The sequence below is a fragment of the Calothrix sp. CBUCES-K 9914 genome (assembly GCF_059640475.1).
Genome location: NZ_JBXXZH010000014.1, coordinates 50,214 through 73,655, shown reverse-complemented (window position 1 = coordinate 73,655; position 23,442 = coordinate 50,214). Strand labels below are relative to the sequence as shown.

The window sequence follows — 23,442 nt, the reverse complement described above, 5'->3', positions numbered from 1 at the left end:
TTCCCTTTTACCTAAGTCATACACCTTTAGTTTCTAAGGGTTCCTACTTAGAACGAGTCGCACATCCTTACATTTTCGGCTCTCCTCTGTCCAGCTGATCAGAGCATCTTCTGGAGTACAGAAAAACTCACCACACGACCATTCTCACTAAATGGCAATCAGTTATTTTAGTAGGAAAGTTGTCAGCCTTCTACACGTAGGCTCAAACAAGTTGCATGTAGCGACTCGTTTGACTTATCCTCTTACAAGGGCAAGCTTTACATTACTATAACGCTGGTAGAAACGCATTCCGATGTTTCTTGCAGCATTTAATCCGCTATGAACACAATAACCCGACCGAAGTATAGCTAGCTTGCCAGGTGTATAACCTTGTTCTTTCATGTAAAAATCCCATGAAGCCGAGGATTTTCTGACAAGATGAGCGGTAAAGTCGTGGGAAGTTATGAATACTGCCTCACCAGTTAAAGCCGAGTATTTTGAAGTATTTTTGGGGTTAACTCTTGCAGTGAGGATATTGTGTTTAGTTCTCGCAATATGATGAGTAAATTTATAAATTTTTGATTTCAACCAATAAGCACGTTTTTGATTTGAACGTTTAGAGTATTTGCCCTTTTGAGGACGTAATGAACCCAAATGTTCAAAAACAATTACTTTGCAATGGTGTAAAACCGCAAATTTTACGATTTGAGAACTGATACGATATCCTTCAGACTCTTCTCTATTAGAAATTTTTTCCCAACGCTTACTACAAAAACCTTTGAAGACAGTTCCGGTAGTGTTCATTTTTTTTGCTATTCTGCCAAGAGCCGACTTCCTACGTCTGACGTGAGAGTTATGTCCTTTAATGAAGTTTCTCGCTACTTCTTTAACCCCTCCGTTTACGTCCGGTTCTAATACAGATAGCACGCAAATACAATCACCGTCTAAATCAATATCAATGGCGCAAACTCTTTTATCCTGTTGTGCTTTTACTCCCCCTGTTGCAATGTGGTAACGCTCTAATGTCCAGTTTATCCAACAACTACCATCTTTTTTGAAAACGATTGTCGGGCAACCCTTCATCCAATTATTATCAAACGAGTACGCAAAATAACTAAACTTGACCCATCCCCAACCATTACCCACACGCATTTTTAACAGCACATCAAAACCTGTATCCTCTTTGTACATACTATACTTATAATATGTTGGAGAATCATGTACCTCTGTTGGTATTTTTGGTTCGAGGTGAGGCTTATGAATTTTACCTTTTTTAATGGCTTTCTCAAAGCGTTTCGCTTCCGATACTAACCATTTTTGATAATTAGCACGCCAAGATTTATAATGCCCGACAGCGGTACTTATAACATCCCAGCGGAGGTCACGAGGCATATCAGAGTACATAAAAGGATATTTTGCATTTTCACCTAAAGTTAATGCATCATAAAAATCACGCATCGAGTCTTTGTTCAAATCAACCCCTAGAGGGTGTTGGTTTATAACTTGAATAAAAAACTCGATTGATTCGCGGTAAACGCGCACTGTATTTTCTACGAAATTACCTTGGCGTATCAGCTTAGATTTTAACGTTTTAGTTTCGATGCGAAACCCTTTTTTCTTCTTTAATGCCATTACTTTGTTCGACCCTCAAAGTTATTTATTTTAGCTTAATAGTAGATGATTACTAATGAAATATTTTCCGTTTTCAATTTCAAGTCTGCTTGTGACAGTTTCTAAACTGTCACCCATGATTTAACAATTGGACATGTCTATTTTTTCAGAACATTGTCCGATAAATACCAAAAAATGTTTATTAGATATCACGTCGTGTTCGTGAAGAAGGCGCCTCTGAACAGTTACTTAGCCTAGAAACAAATTCAACAAGACATTAACTTAACTGTGTTAATTTGTCATCATCTAATAGAATGATATTTGCTTGATACTTGAGGCTTATTTGCTTACTAGTAATATCTATTACCAGGGTTTCTGCTTCAAGTTTCTACACCTCAAAGCCAAACCCAGAGCTTGCTACGAATTTTTGGATAGTATGTTTAATGCTTAATGAACTTGATCGATGTCATGATTTATTGACAATGTAGATTAATTACTTAGGATTTTTAGTGTTAAAAATTACTAAGTCCTATAGATAAATCTGAATTATATTATTTAAAAAAGTATAAATTACAACATTATAGTATACAATAGTATACAAATCTTTCGCAATTTGTATTCATTCTTCAGAGGTTAACTTACTTGAACCTAATCTAGGCAAAGATTACAAGCTCATAGCTAAAGTGCAGCAACTTCCAATCGCTAAATGTATTTTTTGTTACAAAGTATATAATTAGTTTTACAAACGTGATTAATTACTGATAAATACGGTTAAAAATTCTAATTAAAAATTAAACAATGGTTTGACGGACTAAATTTTTGACCTAAGCCATATTATAGAAATACCACTTGCAGTGTTAATTAATGTCATTCACGTACTGTATCAAAAGTGGTGTATCAGTAATTGCTTGGTAACGATTAAGAAGTCAACTTGTTCTGTGTCTGTGTAATTTGTGTTACCTATTATTATCATAGACCCTAGAGTTATTTATGGAAAAATTCATTTTCCCTGACTTGTACTGCCCATTCCCGTTGCAGGTAAATATGCATGTGGATGTCCTTGGAGACTATGCACTGGAATGGGTAATGCGCTTTAATTTGCTCCAAGATGAACTATCTTATGAACGGTTTCGCAAGTCAAAGTTTTATCTACTAGCAGCATATACTTATCCTTATTGCCAGTTGGAAGAACTTAAGATTGCTAATGACTGGATAAGCTGGCTGTTTATTTTGGATGACCAATGCGATATGTCAGATTTAGGAGAACAACCTGAATTGCTGAACGCTTTTCACAAAAGATTTCTAGAAATATTAAACGGGGCAGAACTGATGCTGCAAGATATACCCCTTAGTCATGCTTTAAATAACTTAAGGGAGAGGATAGTGCAAAAAGCTACCGCCAAATGGTTCCGTTACTTTGTCCGTACTGTTGAGGAATACTTCCAAGGATGTGTGCTGGAAGCTGCCAACCGCTTACAAGGAATTGTACCCAAGATTGGCACATATTCTACGCTACGGAGTTTAACTGGAGCTGTAGATTCTACGACAGAATTAATTGAGTTTTGTAACTACCTGATACTCCCCGATTTTTTACGATTGCATGACATCGTGCAAAAACTAAAAATGATGACAAATAACATCATTTGTTGGTGTAACGATATTGTTTCAGTATCCAAAGAAATGGCGAGAGGTGATGTCCATAATCTAGTGTTAGTAATACATCATCAACAGCAAATTCCTCTGAAAAAGGCTATTGAGCGTGCAGCGGAAATACATAATCAAGAAATAAGAGCGATGATAAATTTAGAAGCATCTATTCCCTCTTTTGGAAAAGAGGTAGATGTTGAACTGGCTAAATACATATCAGGAATGCACGCTTGGATACGTGGTAATTTCGATTGGGGTTGTCGCTCCGCGCGGTATCAGACTTTAGAGACACTGGCTTTAGTTAAATCTTAAGCTTGTTAGTTCGTTTATTCTAAAAAGAAGTCGGAAGTCGGAAGTACGGTTTTGAGATTGGGATTTAAACCCCAACTCAAAACTTTCAATCCGTAGGGGATGGGGAACTCCTAACTTGCACATTCTAAAATCCTATATATAGCAAGGGTTTCAGAAAAATGTGCGCTTTCCCATATTTCACTGGAGCGTTTACGGCGCCAGTCGGAGGCTTATATCTTGCACCTATACCCGCGCGTGGGTGGGGCTATACAAACGAAGCCTGCCTACACAGGCTTAAATACTGATTTTTTCGTGTTATTGATAAAAATGTATGTTTATTAAGCCCTTTAAAAACCAGTATTAATACGTTGGTGCAAGATGTGAGGGAATTAAACCCCGAAACGTCGGAACGCTTGAAATCTTTACTTCCGACTTCCTAGTACCGCTTGGCGCAAGTAAGCATACCATTGTAATCAACGAAAATGCTGCGGCTTATAACCCTTAAAAAAGGTCTATACATTTACGCCGAGCGTTACTAGTTCCGACTTCGTTAAACAAATTTTGGGATTTAAAATTCAGATGTCATTACCTAATCCTCTCAAAACTCCCTCGTTTCTCCAGAAACTCCAATGGGTTAATGACCCTGTAGGATATGTAGAAAGTGCTGCCCAGCAACATCCAGACATTTTTACTGCTGAGATAATTGGTTTTGGTAACACTGTAGTATTTGTCAACCATCCAGTGGGAATTCAGAAAATCTTCACAAACGATAGAAAGAATTTTGCAGCAGTCGGTGAAGCAAACAGAATTTTGCAGCCGTTAGCCGGAGACTATTCAATTCTCACTTTGGAAGGCAATTACCATAAACAGAGGCGACAACTCGTAATGCCCCACTTTCATGGAGAGCGTATGCGAGTCTACGGTCAGAAAATCTGTAATTTGACCGAAAAAGTCTTTAGTGGATTACCCACAGACAAGCCTTTTTCTGCTCGCACAGCCACGCAGGAAATTTCGCTAGAAGTAATTTTACAGGTTGTCTTTGGCTTGTGTGAGGGAGAACGTTTCCAAAAACTCAAGCATTTACTAGCCTTGTTGATGGATACCTTTAACTCACCCCTGACTTCTAGTATGCTTATGTTTCCTTTACTACAACAGGATTTAGGAGCTTGGAGTCCTTGGGGAAACTTCGTGCGACGACGACAGCAAATTGATCAACTGCTCTATGCAGAAATTGCTGAACGCCGAGAAAAAGCCGATCTAAATCGTACAGATATCCTCTCCTTGCTGATGTTAGCCAGGGATGAAGCAGGTAGCCAAATGACAGATCGTGAGTTGCGCGATGAATTGATAACCCTGTTATTGGGTGGACATGATACTACAGTGACGGTAATGGCTTGGGCATTGTACTGGATTCACCAAAAACCGCTAATCCGTGAAAAACTGCTTCAAGAACTGAATACAGTCGGTGATTCTCCAGATCCCATGAGTATTTACCGACTGCCATATCTCACGGCAGTGTGTAATGAATCCATGCGAATTTACCCACCTTTGATGTTCTCTCTCCCTAGGCTAGTGCAAGAACCAGTAGAACTACTGGGACATTCTTTAGAGCCTGGGACAGTAGTACTTGCTGGTATTTACCTTACTCACCACCGTAAGGATTTATATCCTGAATCACAACAGTTTAAGCCAGAGCGGTTTTTAGAAAGACAATTTTCTCCCTATGAATTTCTGCCATTTGGTGGTGGTGCCCGTCGCTGTATTGGTGAAGCTTTAGCACAATTTCAAATCAAGTTAGTGTTGGCAACAATCCTGTCAAGCTATCAACTTGCACTAGTTGATAATCGACCAGAGCAACCTCAGCGTAGAGGTTTAACTATAGCCCCTGCTGGTGGAGTCAAGATGGTTATTACAGGGCGGCGTGGGCATCGTGAGTCTCTATTAAACATGGCAAGTAAATCCGCAGTTTAGTAGTCAATCGCAAAAGTTTTGATGATTTTGTAGTAAGGACTTTAGTTTTTTAATATTTAATTAAAGCATTAAAGTGCTGACTACAAAAGCTTCACTTTGATGTTGTGAACTAATAGTCTAACCACCACACTACTGCACAGGTATTTCAATCACAAACTCAGTTCCCTCTCCTGGCGTGGAATTACAGATTAACTGACCTTTATGTTTATCTACTATAACTTGATAGCTAATCGACAACCCCAATCCTGTACCACCTCCAACTGGTTTAGTAGTAAAAAATGGGTCAAAAATTTTCTGTTGTATAGCTTCTGGTATACCACAACCGTTGTCAGTAATCAGAATTCTCACTGTTTGCTTTTCTAGTAGTTCAGTGCAAATTCTAATTATAGGAGTTTGGAGTTGACTATTCTCTGTTGCCCCTTCTATAGTCTTTATTCTCTCTCCCAAAGCATCAATTGCATTACTTAGAATATTCATAAATACCTGATTAAGTTGACCAGCATAGCAATTAACTGTTGGTAATTGTCCGTATTCTTTAATGACTTTTATTTCAGGTCGATCATTTTGTTCTTTTAGTCGATGCTGCAAAATCATCAATGTGTTGTCAATTCCTTCATGAATATCTATATGCTTCATTTCAGATTCATCAAGGCGGGAAAAGTTACGTAAGCCTAACACAATATTACGGATGCGTGAACTTCCCATACTCATAGAATCTAGAATTTTGGGCAGGTCTTGTAATATAAAGTCAATGTCAATTTCCTCAATTTTTTCTTCAACTTTAGGAGTAGGTATGGGATATTCTTGTTGATAAACATTTATCAAATTAAGTAAGTCTTGTACATACCTACTAGTATATTGAATATTTCCGTGTATAAAGTTGATAGGATTATTGATTTCATGTGCAATACCCGCAACCATTTGCCCTAAAGAAGACATTTTTTCACTTTGAATTAATTGGGTTTGAGTACGTTGTAAATCCCGTAGTGTTTGTTGCAAACTTTGATTTTTATCGTTAAGTTCCTGTGTTCTCTTATCTACTATTTCCTCTAGGGTATGGTTGTATTCCATTAATTGTTGATTAGCTTCAGCTAAATTGTTATAGAGGATGGCATTCTCTAAAGATATAGCTGCTTGAGTAGTGAGAAGTTGCAGTACTTCTAAGCGATCACGTGTAAATGCTCCTGTCGTGAGTTTATTTTCTAGATAAATAATCCCGATTAATTTGCCTTGATTAATAATTGGAATGCACAAGATGCTCTTAGGCTTTTCGCGGATAATGTAGCTATCGTCTGTTATAAATGTATCTGTTTTTACATCATCTATTACCAAAGTTTCTAAGCTACGTTTGACATAATTTACCAAAGTAACTGGAATATCATTACTTGACTCTAAGCAAGTTGAAGGAAACTCTATAGTTGAACAGGAACTGATTGCAGTAATGGTTAACTGTGAGTTATTAACTTTGCTCAAAATTAAAGCACATTTAGAGGCGCCTGCATTCTCCATCACAATTTTGATTAAAGTAGAAAGCAGTTGTTCAAGCTCAATTTCTCCCGAAAGCGCTTGAGATGCTTTGATGACAGCCGCTAAATCTAGAGAGTCAGAAACGCTTGTTTTGAAACCAATAACAGTTTGGTGACTACTGACGCTTGATAAGGATTTATGCTTGAAAGATGTAGTTTTATAGTTAGGATGGAGGCTAGGTTGTTCTTGCTCAAGAATGGGAGTAAGTAATTGAGGATAGCGTTTTACCAAATCTTTAACTTTAGCTTTTGCTCCCCAGCGACTGTATGCATAATATGCATCAATTAAATAAATTTGGGCAATCTTCTGTTTACCCAATTCTAAATAAAATTTTGCAGCAAGTTCGTTAGCGAGAGCTTCTTCATTTATGTACTCATTTTCTTTAGCAAGAGAAATGGCGCGATCGTATAATTCGATAGCCTCGAAAAATTTACCAATAACCCTACACAGTTCAGCCTCAACCAAATAAAATTTATGCAAAAAATTCATTGGAGCATGATTTGCCCAATACTGCATCTTTTCCTGATTAGTTATTACTTTTTGGATAATATCTTGTTTTCTATACTTCTCTAAATCAGAATACATTGCAAGCTGTACTAGAGAATCATAAAAATGGAAAAGAGGAATAAAGAGTTGTCCTGTACAACTATCTAAATATTTTTGTGCCAAAGTAGCATTTTTAAGTGCTTGAGGAAACTCGTTAAATAAGTAACACAGATGTAGTTTACTCAAATATAAGTATAAAAGCCCAACTCCATCTTTTCCTTCAAGGTGAAGTCGCAGCATTTTTTCCTCATTATAGGCTTCACCTATTAAACGACAGGGGTTTTCTACAAACCCTAACAAGTTCAAGACGGTTTGCCGATGGATTTCATGCCAGTAATAAGCCCTTTGCTGATTAATTTGAGCAATAGCATTGCTGTAGGTTGTCATCTCTCTTTCCAGTCCTGTCAACTCTCTACTAACGAAATAAGAAGAGTAAGAATAAATTACAAGAGAAAAGGCTGCATATTCTAAGTCTCCGGTTTCCAGCCCCATAGAGTAACTTTCTAGCAAAGGTTTTAATATTTCTTTTACATGCTTTTTCCAATGCTTGATAGCAGCATTAATTGATGTCAGTATTTTGGCTTTAACTTCTTTTGCATTGCACTTGGCCTCCAAACTTAAAGCCAATTGACCAAATTGATAGCCAGACTCAATATCTCCAACTACTCCACAGAGTATTACTGCGTATGTAACGTATCCAAAGGCAGACAAGGCAGCATTACCATGTTTAAGCGATAGGTTGATTTGTTTAAGGACAATTAGCAGACATAATTCAGGAGCAACTGCATAAGTAACAACAAATGCATTGGATAGAATACGCATGGCTTTTAGCTGCTTGACTTCTCTCATCTCCGGCAAATCAATTAAGTCTTCAATACGCCTCCCCGCCAAATTTGATGTTGTTTCTGCCATCGCCAACTGAACGTCAGACTGAGTAGGGTTCTCAGGAAACTCGATACCCAATAACCTTAAAAAGCCCAGCACAATATTGACAGCCTCTAGTGCTTTATTTTGTGCCCCGTAAGCCTGTATTGTTATTTCATAAACTTTCACTTTTTCCAGTAATGTTTTAACCTGTGCCAACACTAGCTGTACAAACTCTTCCATTTTCTCAAATTTACCAGCCAAGTATGCCGCCTCTGCTGCTGTTTCATACAAGGCTAGAGATAAATCATATTGATTCTCCCAACTATCCGGAGTAAGTAGCTCGATTCCAGTAGCTAAATACCTTAGCGCAGCAGGATAAGCTGTTGATGCTAAAGCCTTACGTCCGGCTATCAAATTCATCTGGGCCAAGTCATCACGCTGTGTCTGTTCAGTAATTAATTCCACTGCCATATTAAACTGATTAACAAGCTGAAAAATCTTGTCTTCCTGTTCGGCAGTAGGGGTATTATTTAACAACAATAGCCCAATTTTTAAGTGGATTTGCTTTCTTTGGTCTTCAGGGATTAGAGAATAGGCAGCTTGCTGTACCCGGTCATGGATAAATTTATATTTAGGAATTTGCGAATTCGTGACTGATGATTCTTTTAAGTCTTTGCTTTCAAAATTATTATTACCATCACCATATTGAAATAACTTGTAAACGCTTGATTGAGGTACAACTAACCCTTCTTGTAAAGCTTTCCATATATCTGATGCTGTGTCTACCACGGATTTTTCACAAACTGTAGCGAGAGTTTGTAAGTCAAATTCGTTACCTACACAAGCTGCCAGCATTAAAACTTTTTGAGTAGTTTCTGGCAATTTTTTTAATTGAATTGCCAGAAATTCAACAACATCATCTGTGAGAGCTATCGCCTGTACTTCGGTAATATCATATTGCCAAAATCCAGTATCAGAGTTAAAATTAATAACGCCATCTTGATATAAAGAAGTGAGTAATTGAGTAGCAAAAAAGGGATTTCCAGTGGTATTTGCAAACACTATTTGCGTAAGAGGTACAGCAAGTTTTTCTTCACACCGTAGGGCATCAGCTATCAAAGTATTTAATTGACTTTGGTTTAAAGGTTTTAGAGTGATGTCATTAATGATTGCTCCCGTTTTTTCAAGTTCCTGTAGTGTTAAACAAAGCGGATGTGCCTTTGAAACTTCGTTATCTCGATATGCACCAATTAGTAACAACCCTCCCGCAGTTTCGTCACTACTCGATTTTTTATTGACCTCATAATTTTGCCCTTTAAACATGGGTAATAAGAGATTTTCTGTAATTTCAGGAGAAGACAAGGAAAGATTTTTGTTGACTACATTGGTTTGGCTCATTAATGATTCGATGAACTTTAAAGAAGCTGCGTCTGCCCATTGCAAGTCATCTAGAAAGATAACGAGAGGATGCTCTTTGGTACTAAATACTTGGACAAATCTCTGAAACAATAAATTAAAGCGATTTTGAGCAGCACTGCCAGAAAGTGTACTAATTTCTGGTTGTTTACCAATAATCTGTTCGAGTTCGGGAAGAATATCAGTAATTACAGCCGCTTGTTCTCCCAATGCCGACAATATTTTAGTTTTCCAATATTGTATTTGGGAATCAGTTTCACTTAGTAATTGCCCTATTAAATCTCGAAATGCTTGTACTAGTCCTGATAAGGGAATATCACGCTGAAACTGATCGAATTTCCCTTTAATGAAGTAACTACGCTGCCGCACGATAGGTTTGTGGACTTCATTGACCACGGCAGTTTTACCAATTCCAGAGAAACCTGCAACTAACATCATTTCTGTTGTTCCACTAGTTACACGCTCAAAAGCAGCAAGTAGAGTTTCAACTTCATGTTGGCGCCCATAAAGTTTTTCAGGAATCACGAAACGGTCTGAGATGTCGCTTACTCCCAACTCAAAGGCGCCAATATTTCCAGTTTCTTGCCAAGCGAGATAGCACTTGGACAAGTCATGCTTTAACCCGCGTGTACTTTGATAGCGGTCTTCGGCATTTTTTGCCATCAACTTGGCAATAATGTCAGATAAAATCGGGGGAACATTGGCGTTAATATCGCTGGCAGAAGGCGGTTGTTTGGCAATATGAGAATAAACTAATTCTATCGGGTCAGTAGCGCTGAAGGGTAACTGTCCAGTCAGGAGTTCAAAAAAGGTGACACCCAAAGAATAAAAGTCGCTGCGGTAGTCGATACCTCGATTCATCCTACCCGTTTGTTCAGGGGAGATATAAGCGAGCGTCCCTTCTAAAACGTTGGGATTAGTGAGAAATTGAATTTCCCTTGGTAGCAAAGTGGCAAGACTAAAGTCAATGAGCTTTACCTCACTAGTACTGAGGTTAATTAGAATATTGGCGGGTTTTATATCTTTATGGATAACTCGATAACGGTGTAATCCCTCTAAAATAGAGACAATTTCAATGGCAATCGGAAAAAATTGACTTAAAGAAATAGAATTATTCTCCATCTCCTGGTTTTGCAGCCAATCAGCGAGGGAAATGCCACCAAAGTCTTCCATCACTAGAGCATAGCCGTTGCGATAATTTTCTAAGCTTAAAGGTTTGACTATGCCAGGAAAGTCGAGACTTTTAGCAATGGTGTACTGATTCCGGAACTGAGTAATTTCACTGAAGGTAGGGTATTCAGCTGCCATTACTTTAAGGATGACCGATTTTCGATCTTGCTCTCTAATGCCTCGATAAACTAAGGTTTTGCTACCTGAGTAGATTTTCTCAGTAATGTGATAGCCAATAACTTTATCTTTTATATCTAATAATTTTGTCATAGCAGCTCATATTTATACTACTCTATAAGTATTCCCATTCAAAGGCTGCAAATATCATTAGTTTCAATAAGTCATATTTATACTGCATACGACATAGTGAAATTACTTAGTTAACAAGAGCCGCGTTGCATACGCGAAAAAAGGGCACCAACCCTAAACCCAAAAAAATAAATCCTGTAGGATAGGTGTCTCGTCTGTCCTACAGGATTTATTTTAAATCTTTTTTATGTTGCTCAAACTGGCACATTCATATTTATCGGAAAATTAATCTGGCTGAATCACGTCTTGCATTCCACACACAAGTCACAACATCACGTCTATTTTCCCTATCTCTTCTGTCTCTTCTGTAATTATTATTCCGAACATTGTAAACATAAGTATAATCAACAACCCGGCCGTTTCTGTAAACAGGTTCACCACTACGCCTCCGAACTACTGAATAACCATTATCTCTAATCAGAGAATCACAAGCAATCTCACCATTTGCTGCCATTGCTGGGAATTGGGGTATTACACCTAAACAAATAGCAACAGTCGTCAATAAAATTTTTGCACTTTTCATACTTCTACAAGCCCCTATCTATTACAAAGGTTTAGATTAAAACTTGAAATCTAGGTTTATTGTAGAAACTATATTGGCGCCACACATGAGTCGAAAGTCTGATTTAATAACCGTGACTATAGTCATGTTGTTCTTGTGCGAAAACGTGGCTAAAGTCATGCAGCCGAGGTGTCACTTGTTCCAAAACTGAATTAGGATGGGAGCAATTGGCACATAAACTGTCGAATCATTTTTGAGTGTTCTTCGTAATCACAACAAGCAAAAAATCCCTTGAGATACTTTGGTCCCAGCCAACCTGGTTCAGCGTCAAATAACTTTTCCTGTAGTTGTCTTTTCATCATCAGATGGACTTTCGCACCTCGTAAGATGGCGCCTACTGCTCAATGTCCACTAGTCAGACCACCACCAATAATTAACACCTTTTCTCCAGCAACGTGTTTTGAACGTAAATCTACACTTGTTGAATGACAAAACTTATCTTCTGGGTATTCTGATTCAATCTTTTTTACCCAATCAGGTATTTGCAATTTGGCGCCATACTTGTAAGGGTACAAGTAAGATGCTTGTAAAGTAATCGCTGCATTTTGAAGCCTCTGAAAGACAAGAGCCTATAAACGTGCGAAACAAGTTATGGGGCAAATTCCATAAAACTTGACAATAATACTAAGAATCATTCTTATAATAGCTTCATAAACTTAGCCTTATCAACAGTTAAGGTATTGAGGTTGAGCAAATTACAACAGTAGAGGCACGATACTTTAGGCGCCTCTGCTTACAATTAGTATTGATTTGAATAGCGCAAGGCTTACTGAGGGACTTGTACCAATTTAGCTATAACTTCCCCTAGGCGGTTAAAATGTTTAGGATTCAACGTTAGTAATTGATCAACATTTGCTTTTAAAGTGGCTTGTGCAATCAGTGCATCAAAAATTCCCCCTCCTGGGAGATTGAGAGATACCATTTGGGCTATTGCCGCTTGATAATCTTCTGCGAATAGCGGAACAAATTCAAAGTTTTGTAAGTTAGTTACTAGTTGCCTTTGAGCTAATTGAGGACTAATCGGTGGTCGAAGCGGTAAACGAGTCATTACAGAGTAAATTTCAGCCAAACTATGGGTAGAGATAACCCCCTGGATGTCTTGCTGTAATGCCTGATTAAGTCGAAGCGCACAAGCAGTATGGCTTTGATGACTTACAATAAGTGCAGCGACTATTACAGAACTGTCAAACATTACTCTCATTCAGGCATAAGCTCCTGAATACGTTCAGAGCGCATGTGATCAATAAATGCACCAAGATCAAAATTTGAGGGTAGTTGAGCATCGACTACTAAAACCCTACCTTCATAATGGGTGGGTGGTTCTTCTTCTGATGGTTCTTGGATTTGCTGATTAAGTCGGTTAACTTTTTCTGCAATCGTTTGAAAAATAAACTGTTCAGATGAAATACCTTGAAAGCTTGCCCACTTCTCAACTTCTTGTTCAAGATTAGCAGGGAGGTTCATATAATCAAAAATCCTTCATTGTAAACATTATCATTATATTATTCTAATAGTCAAGTTATCTGACTCTGACTACCGTACCAACACACAGCGATTTCATAGAGATTGTCTAGCGCTCCTGATAACTCATTTGCGCGTTCTGTCAAGGTGTAAGTTACCTGCGGTGGAATTGTGGGTTGATGATGTCGGTGAATCATGCCAATTTCTTCAAGCATTCGCAGTCTGTCTGTAAGAACCTTTGTCGATATCCCGTCAACTTTACGTCTTAACTCACCAAAGCGCAAAGAACCGTTTGTGTACAAAACCCATAAAATATAAAGCGTCCATTGTCCAGCAAGCTGACTTAAGAGTATCTCTAGCGGACAACATTTTGGCTCAGTCATAAAATGCCTAATAGTTTCTTTTTGTTAGTTATAGCAGTCCTAAATCATTTGTAAAATTTGCGTGTTGTAGAGACGCGATTAATCGCGTCTCTACGTATATAATTTTTTACAAGTCATATAGGAATGCTATAGATACTTGGCAAACAACTTATCGAGGTATTATTCCAGATGAATATTTGGCAAGCTTGTCATAATAAGTCAAATTACGATAAAGGGCTAATATTGAATTACTATACTCATACAGCCTCAATTAAGCCTAAACTAATTTGAATGGCTTCATTAACACGTTCCATTGACGCAAAAGTAAGTTCTCCTAGTTTTCTAACCAACCTCTGTTTATCAATCGAACGAATTTGATTTAATAACACAACAGAATTTACTGTCATTCCACCCTCTGGTGGTTGAATCAAAACTTCAGTAGGATAAAGCGTCTCGTCAAACCTAGAAGTAATAGCAGCCACGATTGTAATTGGACTATACTCATTAGAAACATTATTTTGCAATATTAGTGCTGGACGAGTTTTTTGAATTTCGGCACCAACAGTAGGGTCAAAACTAACTAAGTATATTTCCCCACGTTTTGGATGAGTTACTGTGCGTTTTGCTGCCATGATTCTTCCTCAAGAGCAAACCAATCATCGGCTAAACTTAGGTCTCGTTCTGCATGACGAATAGCACCTTCTTTTAATTGCTCTCTAAGTCTTTGTTTTTGTATCTGGGCAATGTAATTTTGGATGGCTTCATCAATAAAACTACTTCTGTCGCCTTTAGGTGCGAACTGGTCGAGCATTTTTAATGTTTTATCTGGCAATGTGATGTTCAATCGACGATACATATTTTAAATACACACTTACAATACACATTCATAATTTATAATATCACGTGTACTCTAAAATTTAGAGCTTATGGAAGTGGCACAAGGTACGTAAGTCCTATTTATATTGTGGCAATTTCTCTGTAGACTCTGTATTACAAGCTTTTTACTATGTCAAATCCTAAAAAATTACAGCTATCAGAACAAGATATCAATGAAATACTCTTATCCTGGTCGCTTGGCAATTCAACAGTTAGACCAACAAACCAGGGCACAGTCAACACAACTTTTTTTGTAGAGGCGCCCTCCCTTGGTAAATTTGTCTTCAAGATATACAGTGACACTACAACAACTGCACAAATTCATTATGAACACTCGCTGTTAAAACATTTACAATCATGTAACTTGTCGTTTGCCGTCCCAACTCCTGTACTAAGTAACTCAGGTGAAACATTAGTCACAGTTGATAAAAATGGTGGAGTACTGCGTGCAGCTTTACTTCCTTTGATTTTTGGTCAACCTGCCGAGCGTGAAAATCTTCTTCATATTAGCGCCGCTGCTTCGGCATTGGGAGAATTACATAATGCTCTAGCCGAATTTGATACTAGTGGTAAACTATCTCAGTTACCAACTTGGGGTAATCTTGAGAAGATTCATCCGTTAGTGGCGCCGCTAGAAGTACCGCAAATACTTAAGTTAGAATACTCACAACAACAGCAAATAACTAAAAGTTTAACAGAGCTAATTGAAGTGGCGCCGAGTTTATATAAAATACTTCCAACTCAAACCACTCATGCTGATTATTTATGCCCTAATGTTTTAGTTCATCAAAACCAAGTAGTTGGAATTTTAGATTTTGAATTTGCAACTTATGACTTAAGATTACTTGACTACGTTGCAGCGTTAGACCATTTTACTCGTCCATCAAAACAAGTTCCTGTGTGGGAGAGAATAGAAGCTTTCAGCGCAGGATATGCTAAACACGTTTCTCTTTCACAATCAGAAATAGAAAAATTAAAATTAGCATGGAGATTACAACAAGCTAGTTGTGTAGTTTACTGGACAGGATGGTTTTTAGAAAATAAAGTCACCCAGCAAAGTGTAGTAGATGGTGTGATAAAAATGTTGCAGTTAGAGGATTGGTTACAACAATAAATCAAGTTTTTATCTGACAAGTGTACTTAACAATTCTTCAAATAACGGCTCACCAAAGTTCATTAAACGTAGCGATGGTTTTTCATCATATATATATATTTGGGTAAAATGTGACTGTGTAGTTTTGCTGTTGATTGACAAATTGTTCGCATAGTTACAAAATTTTGACTCTTAAAACTGCCTCGGTAGTTTATCTCTCTTCTATGAACTCTGCATCTCTATGGTAAAAAAACGCGAGTCACTACACATCAGCGGCTTTGTGCTACAACCAACCGACATAATTAACCACATAGACAACAAAAAGACACATCGACTTTATCTGAGCTAATTATAATCAAGATGTTCAATATACCTAAAATCTATGTTAAAGCGTTTTCCTAAACTAAAGTCTTTTCTTCCTCTAATCGCATTCACTTTGATAACAGGCTATGTAAACAAAAGTAAAGATGAAGCTGTATCCAATCCAATTAAAGTTAATACAATCGCAGCAGTAACAGGCGCCGATGAAAAAATTCCTAAGTATAATCACATATTTGTCATCATTGCAGAAAATAAAGCTTATAGTCAAATGATAGGTGATGGTAAAAATACACCTAATTTGACTAATTTCGCAAATACTTACGGACTAGCAACTAACTTTTACGGTGAAGTTCATCCAAGTGAAGCTAATTATATTGCAATACTTGGAGGTAGTACCTTTGGTATTCATGATGACGATGCTTATTATTGCCAAGCTGGAAGTTCTGACCGTTTTTGTCATAACTCCAAAAAAGCCGACTATGCTAATCATACAATCGATAGTCGCAGTTTAATTGACCAACTCGAAGAAAATAAATTAACTTGGAAAGGATATTTTGAAGATATTCCAACTCCTGGTTCTAAAGCTGTTGTTTATCCTGATGCTAAACGCGCGCTTTATGCTTCAAAGCATAACGGGTTCATGAACTTCAAAAAAGTGCAAAATGACCCTGACATTGCAAATAAAATTGTTGGCTTAAATCAATTAACTACTGACCTACAATCAAATCAGGCACCTAACTATAGCCATATTATCTTAAATCAGTGTGATGAAATGCATGGACTTGCAGAATGTCCTAATCTGAACAATTTGATAGCAGTAGGGGATAAGCAGATAGGTAATATAGTCAGTCAAATACAAAATTCTAAATTATGGAAATCAACAGAAAATAATGCCATAGTTATCACGTGGGATGAAGACGATAACCCAATAATAAAAACAGAAACTCAGGGTTGTTGTGGTACTGACCCAAAAAGTAAGGCAAACTTTGGTGGTGGACACATTGCCACTATTGTTATTACTAATCATGGTGGGCGCCATATTGTTGATGCAACACCTTATAACCATTATTCACTATTGCGAACTACTGAAGATGCTTTTGGAATTCACGAATATTTAAATTATGCGGGTGACACAGAACACGGTGTTAAACCAATGACAAGCTTGTTCGCAACAGAAGTACATCAGATTTCTTTACAAACCACAAAATAATAGTAACCGTTCCTAACGTAGAATGACACTTACCTAACAATTGTAGGTTGGGTGGAGGCTTAGTTCGCACATGTTATGGCTATGGAGAAACAATTGACACAAAGCTTTAATTAGTAATCACGGAGATTGAGACAAAATATCTGCTTTTCTAGGCGCCTGAATGTAACAAATCCCCCTAAATACCCCTTAATAACTTAATAACTTAATAAAATTAGGCATGGCACAGGCAGGATGCCTGTGCCACATGAAATATGGAATACTATGCGAAGGTTGTGCTGGTGATGGTGTTGGACTGTACCGACTTCAGTGTTGCTAGTAAGTCGTTACTGCTAGTAACACGAAGTTGTGTGTCGGAACCTGTTTGGCTAATGGTTATGTCGTTGAATTTAAAACCACTGCCTAAACTAATTGTGTCGTTGGTGCCAAATCCATATATAGTAGCTTCACCGACACCTTGGTCTAATTTAAAGGTGTCTCTTCCACTTCCAGTATAGATAGTATCAATTCCTGAAGATGTTATTGTGTTGTCACCTTCACCTGCGTAGATTGTGTTGTTGCCACGACCTACGTTGATGATATCGTTTCCGGCGCCTGTATAGATTAAGTTATTGCCGTTACCAGCAAAGATGTTGTTGTTTCCTTCTCCTGCGTAGAAGATGTTGTTACCGTTGCCTGCGTCGAAGTAGTCGTTTCCGGCGCCTGCATACAAGTTATTATTACCTTCACCACCACGCACTATATTATTACCTTCACCTGCATAAATGGTGTCGTTACCACCAAAGCCGTAAATGTTATTATCAGCACTAGTGCCGTATAAAGTATCGTCTTCAGCAGTTCCACGGATAGCTACTGCGCGCGGGTTAACTTCAAACTGGCTAACGATACGAGGAGTACGGTTGATAACATCAGTTGGGTTAGCTTCTAGTTGTTCACGGGTATAAGCATCAACACCGTAGGTTGTTAATACTAGTTTTTGTGTGGTGGGGTCTATATCAAACTCTGTCCAACCAAAAGTATGGGCAGCTATGTAATCTCCCTGAAGTAATTTGGCGTTAATTAAACCGTCTGCTTGGGGAAGGTTGTTGTTCAAACCAAGCGGGTCATAACCAAGTCCAGCAAGTTGCTGGTTGACTAAGTTCTTGATAAACTGGTCTTTACCTGTTGTCGGTAAGGAGTCATAAAAGGCTTTTTGTGCAGTGGAAAGTAAACCTAAGTTACTAGCAATTCCCGCTACTGTTTGACCAAATGGAGCATCAAATGCTACCGAACCTGTAGTAATTTCAAAGGCGCCTGTTGCAAATTGTCGCTGTCCTGGTGCGGTTTGGTAAGTAAGATTGTTTACTAAAGTACCGTGAATATCCGCAGAAACAAATACAACGTTATCGATGTTGTTGTCATCGATATATTTCAATATTTCGGTACGTTCCGCAGCATATCCTTCGTAACGGTCGGATGCACCCGAAACTCCTAAGTTTTGCGCTGGTTCGGGAACCATAACAAATTTCCAGGTGATACCTTTGTTTTGGGCATCGAGTAAATCTCGCTTCAAGTCTTGCACTTGCGGGCGCCCTAACAATGTACGATTGGGATTGAACGAGTTTACTAGGAACGAAGTTGGGTTTGTTGGGTCAGCAGCAGGTAGTTCAGCATCGCGGAATGAACGCGCGTCTAGTACGAACGAAGCAGCATCACTACCGTAAGTATTATAACGGTAAAGTTTGCGTTCTCCGGCTGTGCGTGCATCACCAGTTTCACCGTAAAATTCATTACGGATAGGGTTATATTCTTGGAATGCTTGTAAACCGTTTTCGTACAATGGCGAATCGTTGACTAATCCTGTGTTGGCGCCATACAATGCTTGCTCACGAGCTGAAGCTTTCGCTAAATCTTCACCACCTTCAAAATCATTAACAACTTCGTGGTCATCGATAGTTGCCAAGATAGAAGTAGACGCGCGTAAATCACTCCATGTGTTTTGACCGTAACGCTTACCATATACTTCAGCGTGTTTGGTGCGATAATCATCAAGGGTTATTGCTTGAGTTTTTTCGGTTCCATCAGGATTTTTGAGCGCTGGTGAGGGAAAATCAGCGTAGATAGTATCACCAAATTCAAAGAAAAAGTCCAAGTTACGGTTGTCAGCGTTGGAAATTGCTGGATAAGGACTTAATTCACCTCGCCAATCTCCTGCTACTCCAAATGTTAACCCAGCTTTTGTGCCTAATGCTGCTGCTGTATTAAATTTTCCTGTGGCAGAGGCGCCTGCTGCATCGGTAACACGGTAGTAATATTGAGTTCCAGAGTTTAAGCCTGTAACATCAACTTTTACAGGTTGTAAGCTGTTAGTTACATTTGCTGTTGTTGTACCTGCAATGCTACTAAAATCGGATGACGTGGAATATTCAAATTTGACGGCGCCTGTAAAGTTACTACGTGCCCACAATACTGTAGAGTTTTGGGTAGTATCACCACTAGCAATTCCATTTAATAAAGAATTTGCTTGAGGTGCGCGCGGGTTGTAGTTGGTAGTATCTATTTTTAACGGGTTCGGTAAAGCGTTCGCAATATTTTCCCAAGGTACAAATTTAAAGTTGGTATTGACGTTCTCACCGTTAACAAGTTTTGCTGGTAGGTTTTGACCGTCTTGGGTGACGAATAAACCAAATGGGAAGTTAGGACCTAATGGTACATTAATAACGTCGGCGCCATCTGAATTTTGAACGCTATCAATTGCTCCGTTGTTACCTACTGCAAATCTACCCAAGAAATCATTACTGCCTTCACGAGTATATACTGCAAAGGTACTGTCACCCTGACTCGATGCGAGTAAGTACCCTGTACCGTCTTTACCGTAATATATAGTCAACCCTTCCGCGTCATCGGTAAGATTTTTTCCACCTTCAAAACGCACTTTGTCTATTAAAGTACCTGTTGTACCACCATCAGGTTCTGCTTGGAACTTCCAAATACCTACATCTTCTTGGGCAATATATAAATAACCAAGTTCTTGGTCTACAACTGTTCCTTCGGTTTGCGGCGAACGTCCTTCTGCTGTTGGTGAAGGTAAAGTAAAGTTGCGAACGAGTTCGGCGCCTATATTACCATTACCTTTGTCAACTAGTTTAAACTGTCCAACATCTCCCGTTGCTCTGCGGTTAACGAAGGCATAAAAATCACCTGTTTTAGGGCTATGATATAAAGCTAATCCATATGCACTGCGTGTTGATGGTGAATATGGAGGTGCAAACGGCGCCGCTTCAAATAGTGTACTAATATTGCTATCGGTGATATCTTTGAGATACTGACCAGAAGTACCGTTAGGGTCGATTTGGAAAATTGCGAGTTTATCGTTGTTACGGTCGGATGCTACGGCGATATCTACAGACTTTCCACCTAGCTTAAAGCCGTACTGTAAATCAACGTTGTTATATCTAATATTACCTGGATTTATTTCCTGTAAAAGATTACCAGATAAATCATATACTCGTAAACCTGCATTTTTGGCAGTTCCAAGCACTAAGCTCTTTTGACTATCTGTAGAATTTACATAGATAGCAGGGTCATCTGCATCCGCGCGTTGACTAAATGGTAAAGTTGAATCGTTAACTAAATCGGGACGAGTTTCAACGGTTGGGATAACTGTGGGTACTAAGTCAGCATCTAAAGCTAATATTTGAGTAAATTGTGTAGCACTAAAGTTATTATCGCTGACTAATACAATAGACTGGCGCCCGTCAGCAAGTTTCGGACCAAACGTCAAACCTTCAACGTTATCGAGTCCGGTAGGTAACTTTAGGTCATCAAGGTTTAATAACAACCGTTTTTCAACAGGTCTTATTGCTGCTAATTTATCACTGCTTAGATTATTTAACGAATCAATTGTACTAATATCACTGGCGCCTTGCAAAGTGATTTCATACAGTTTGATAGTATTACCTGTACCTGTTGAGAAGGAACGTTCTAAAGCAAGTAGTGTACCGCGATTATCTAATGCTAGTAAATCTACTAGTCCGTTGTTATTAGATGCTGTAGTTGGGTTTGATGGCGCCGCTACAGCATCGGTATTATATAAGTATTCTTTCTCAGGTTGTCCAGTAATGAGGTTGTATTGAATTATTCGCGAACGAGTTCCATTAGTTGTTGTGGCAACAGCACCATCTTGGAACAATGCGTTTTCGGTAGCTGTGTACAGGAATTTTTGGTCTGGAGAAATAGTCAAACTTTCAAATGCTAAGTTGTTACGAACACCTGCTGTTTGAGTATCACCCGCATCAACTCTACCGTTATTATTTGTATCTTGAACAAAGGGAAGGAATTTTGTGGGTACTGGCAGTGACCGAATAAACTGTCCTGTTGTTAAAGAGTATTCGTTAACAAACGGGTTAGTTACACGTCCTGCACTTGGGTTAACTTCACCTTCTGAAGAAATAAATACTGTACCTTTATTTGTAAGGGCAATACCTTCTGGGTCAAGACTTAATTCTGGGTACAAGTTACCGCTGGCATCTTTGATAGGAGTTGCGTTTGTAAAAGTGGCGCCAGTGGTAGCGATAGTATTCGGGTTGGTTGTAAAAGTATAGAACCGCGCGGGGCCAAATTGCGAACGGTCATCAGAGATTGCATAAAAGCGGTTATTAACAGCATCGTATGTAACACCCGATAAACCACCTAATTGTGTTTGCCTTCCATTTACTGTACCTGCGGCGCCGTCAGGAATAAAGCCTGTAGGAATTATAGTTTGTCCCTGGAAAGAAATATTCGGAATTGTTGCACCATTTGTAGAAGGGGAAACTTGAAGGTCTGCCCATACTAAACGGTGGTCGGAACTGGGGAAACCTCCAGGTAAGCTAGAGTTAAATGTACCGACTGCGGAGAATCCTGGGTCTGTGTTGAGAGGCCAGTAAACTGCACTATTATTTATAGTGAGATTACTTGAAGGTAAAACGTAGTCGGTGCGAAGATTTCCTGGGGCAGTATCTGCAAAGTCTGCTGTGTCGAAAGCTGGGTTGCCTCTTTGTGTACGGTTGGCGCCTCCTTGTAATTCTGATTGTTGGGGTCCACCTGCACTTGTAGGGATAAAATTAGTGTTAACGCGCGGGTTGTTGAGAATCTGGAGAATGGCGTTATCAAAGCTATCACCATCGTTAGGGTCAGCGTTTTGATCCCCCATGATGACAAATTGAGACCCGGCATTCAAACCGCCTTTATTACCGCCATCATCATATATATAGTTACCTTGACCAGGGGTAATATAATCTGACCAAAAACGAATTTCGTCATGGTTGCGTTTGCCGTTGCGGTCTTCGGGGCCATCAAATGTAGGTGGTGTTGGATGACTAACTAAAGCGTGAACGGTTTCACCGTTTATTTTGATGGGTATATCCCAATGACTTTTTGAAGAAAGACGTAAAATAGCTTGTTCTTCCGGAGAGTACCAAGGTGTGGAAGCGGGAGTCGCGATGGTGGAAAGAAGCGAGTTTGGCATGTCCTTCCATAAGAAGTTTTGGAAGGTGCGGATATTTGCTGTATCTATAGGGTATTTTGACAGCAGCAACATTCCAAATTGACCGGGGAAATTACCAAACCCAAATGCATCATCTCCGTATCCTGGGGCGCCTGGTGTTGTGACGACGCTACCATTGTTGTTGAGGTCAAAGCCAGAAGCTATACCAGTGTTGGAAGGGGCAATGTAAACGTAGGGATAGTTAACAGGAGTGGCGCCGTTTTGGCTTACTGAGAGGTAGTTTTGTTGGAGGAGTTTAACTGGCGCCAGTGGGTCACTAGCAACATAGTCAAATTCGTTGATAAGTAAAATATCGGGGTTGTTGCGTTGAATGATTTCAGCAACAGCTTTGGCTTGGGCATTATTTGGTGTCGATAAATCTCTAACTAAATCACCTTCGTTGTTGCGGTTGAGGGAAGCGTTAAACTGGGAAAAGCGAATAGTTGAGGAATCCATATATATTTTCAAGGGGCTGTAGATTGTGTTTATAAATCACAGAGGTTAATTTTTACTGATACGATGAAAATCAATCTGCCTAAAGTAGTATTTTTTATTGATTTGAATCAAGTATTTCTGACGATATTTTGCTTTGCAATATTTACTACTTTGACCATTAACCCCTGTATATACTATTGAAAGTCTGTTAATTTAAATACTGATATGTTTTAGTTTATGCAATGGTTAAGGTCTTGTAGGTTGGGTGGAAGCTTTGCGTTCACG

The 23,442-nt window shown here is 38.8% G+C and carries 13 protein-coding genes and 1 pseudogene; 4 read left to right on the top strand and 10 right to left on the bottom strand.

From position 1 onward, the window contains the following. Positions 1–234: 234 nt before the first annotated feature. On the bottom strand, positions 235–1,611 hold the full coding sequence (locus tag AC2JBO_RS05140; RefSeq protein WP_496952556.1) for a hypothetical protein: 1,377 nt from the start codon (positions 1,609–1,611) through the stop codon (positions 235–237). Between the two features lie 969 nt (positions 1,612–2,580). Between AC2JBO_RS05140 and AC2JBO_RS05135 the strand changes: the two genes are divergently transcribed. Next, positions 2,581–3,549 (top strand): terpene synthase family protein, encoded by a 969-nt coding sequence (locus AC2JBO_RS05135; protein WP_496952555.1) that lies wholly within the window; start codon positions 2,581–2,583, stop codon positions 3,547–3,549. A 558-nt stretch (positions 3,550–4,107) separates the two neighbouring features. Continuing rightward, positions 4,108–5,499: a cytochrome P450 gene (locus tag AC2JBO_RS05130; RefSeq protein ID WP_496952554.1), complete on the top strand. Its 1,392-nt coding sequence runs from the start codon at positions 4,108–4,110 to the stop codon at positions 5,497–5,499. Between the two features lie 129 nt (positions 5,500–5,628). Here the strand turns inward: AC2JBO_RS05130 and AC2JBO_RS05125 are convergent, their stop codons facing one another. The 8 genes and pseudogenes from AC2JBO_RS05125 to AC2JBO_RS05090 form a co-directional block, all read right to left on the bottom strand. After that, positions 5,629–11,295 carry a trifunctional serine/threonine-protein kinase/ATP-binding protein/sensor histidine kinase gene (locus AC2JBO_RS05125; protein WP_496952553.1) on the bottom strand — a complete coding sequence of 1,889 codons (5,667 nt, stop codon included), beginning with the start codon at positions 11,293–11,295 and terminating at the stop codon, positions 5,629–5,631. A 253-nt stretch (positions 11,296–11,548) separates the two neighbouring features. Next, positions 11,549–11,857, bottom strand: a complete 309-nt coding sequence (locus AC2JBO_RS05120; RefSeq protein WP_496952552.1) for a hypothetical protein — start codon at positions 11,855–11,857, stop codon at positions 11,549–11,551. A gap of 218 nt (positions 11,858–12,075) precedes the next feature. Continuing rightward, a pseudogene (locus AC2JBO_RS05115) lies at positions 12,076–12,390 on the bottom strand (FAD-dependent oxidoreductase); the annotation flags it as partial. Positions 12,391–12,662: 272 nt separating this feature from the next. Beyond that, positions 12,663–13,097: a type II toxin-antitoxin system VapC family toxin gene (locus AC2JBO_RS05110; RefSeq protein WP_496952551.1), complete on the bottom strand. Its 435-nt coding sequence runs from the start codon at positions 13,095–13,097 to the stop codon at positions 12,663–12,665. Beyond that, on the bottom strand, positions 13,094–13,360 hold the full coding sequence (locus AC2JBO_RS05105) for a hypothetical protein (RefSeq protein WP_496952550.1): 267 nt from the start codon (positions 13,358–13,360) through the stop codon (positions 13,094–13,096). The genes AC2JBO_RS05110 and AC2JBO_RS05105 overlap by 4 nt, the downstream gene beginning before the upstream one ends. Positions 13,361–13,410: 50 nt before the next feature. Continuing rightward, on the bottom strand, positions 13,411–13,740 hold the full coding sequence (locus AC2JBO_RS05100) for a winged helix-turn-helix transcriptional regulator (protein WP_496952549.1): 330 nt from the start codon (positions 13,738–13,740) through the stop codon (positions 13,411–13,413). Positions 13,741–13,976: 236 nt separating this feature from the next. Next, positions 13,977–14,351, bottom strand: coding sequence for a type II toxin-antitoxin system PemK/MazF family toxin (locus AC2JBO_RS05095; protein ID WP_496952548.1), 375 nt, complete (start codon positions 14,349–14,351; stop codon positions 13,977–13,979). Beyond that, positions 14,330–14,575, bottom strand: coding sequence for a CopG family ribbon-helix-helix protein (locus AC2JBO_RS05090; RefSeq protein ID WP_496952547.1), 246 nt, complete (start codon positions 14,573–14,575; stop codon positions 14,330–14,332). Before AC2JBO_RS05090 ends, AC2JBO_RS05095 begins: the two co-directional genes overlap by 22 nt. 150 nt (positions 14,576–14,725) lie before the next feature. Between AC2JBO_RS05090 and AC2JBO_RS05085 the strand changes: the two genes are divergently transcribed. Both AC2JBO_RS05085 and AC2JBO_RS05080 read left to right on the top strand, forming a co-directional pair. Then, the gene (locus AC2JBO_RS05085) at positions 14,726–15,709 is read left to right on the top strand and encodes a phosphotransferase (protein WP_496952546.1); all 984 of its coding nucleotides are present in this window, start codon (positions 14,726–14,728) and stop codon (positions 15,707–15,709) included. Between the two features lie 361 nt (positions 15,710–16,070). Beyond that, positions 16,071–17,219, top strand: a complete 1,149-nt coding sequence (locus AC2JBO_RS05080) for an alkaline phosphatase family protein (protein ID WP_496952545.1) — start codon at positions 16,071–16,073, stop codon at positions 17,217–17,219. Positions 17,220–17,478: 259 nt separating this feature from the next. Here AC2JBO_RS05080 and AC2JBO_RS05075 read toward each other — a convergent pair whose 3' ends face one another. Beyond that, complete coding sequence (locus AC2JBO_RS05075; RefSeq protein ID WP_496952544.1) at positions 17,479–23,178, bottom strand: phytase; 5,700 nt, start codon at positions 23,176–23,178, stop codon at positions 17,479–17,481. Positions 23,179–23,442 lie beyond the last annotated feature (264 nt).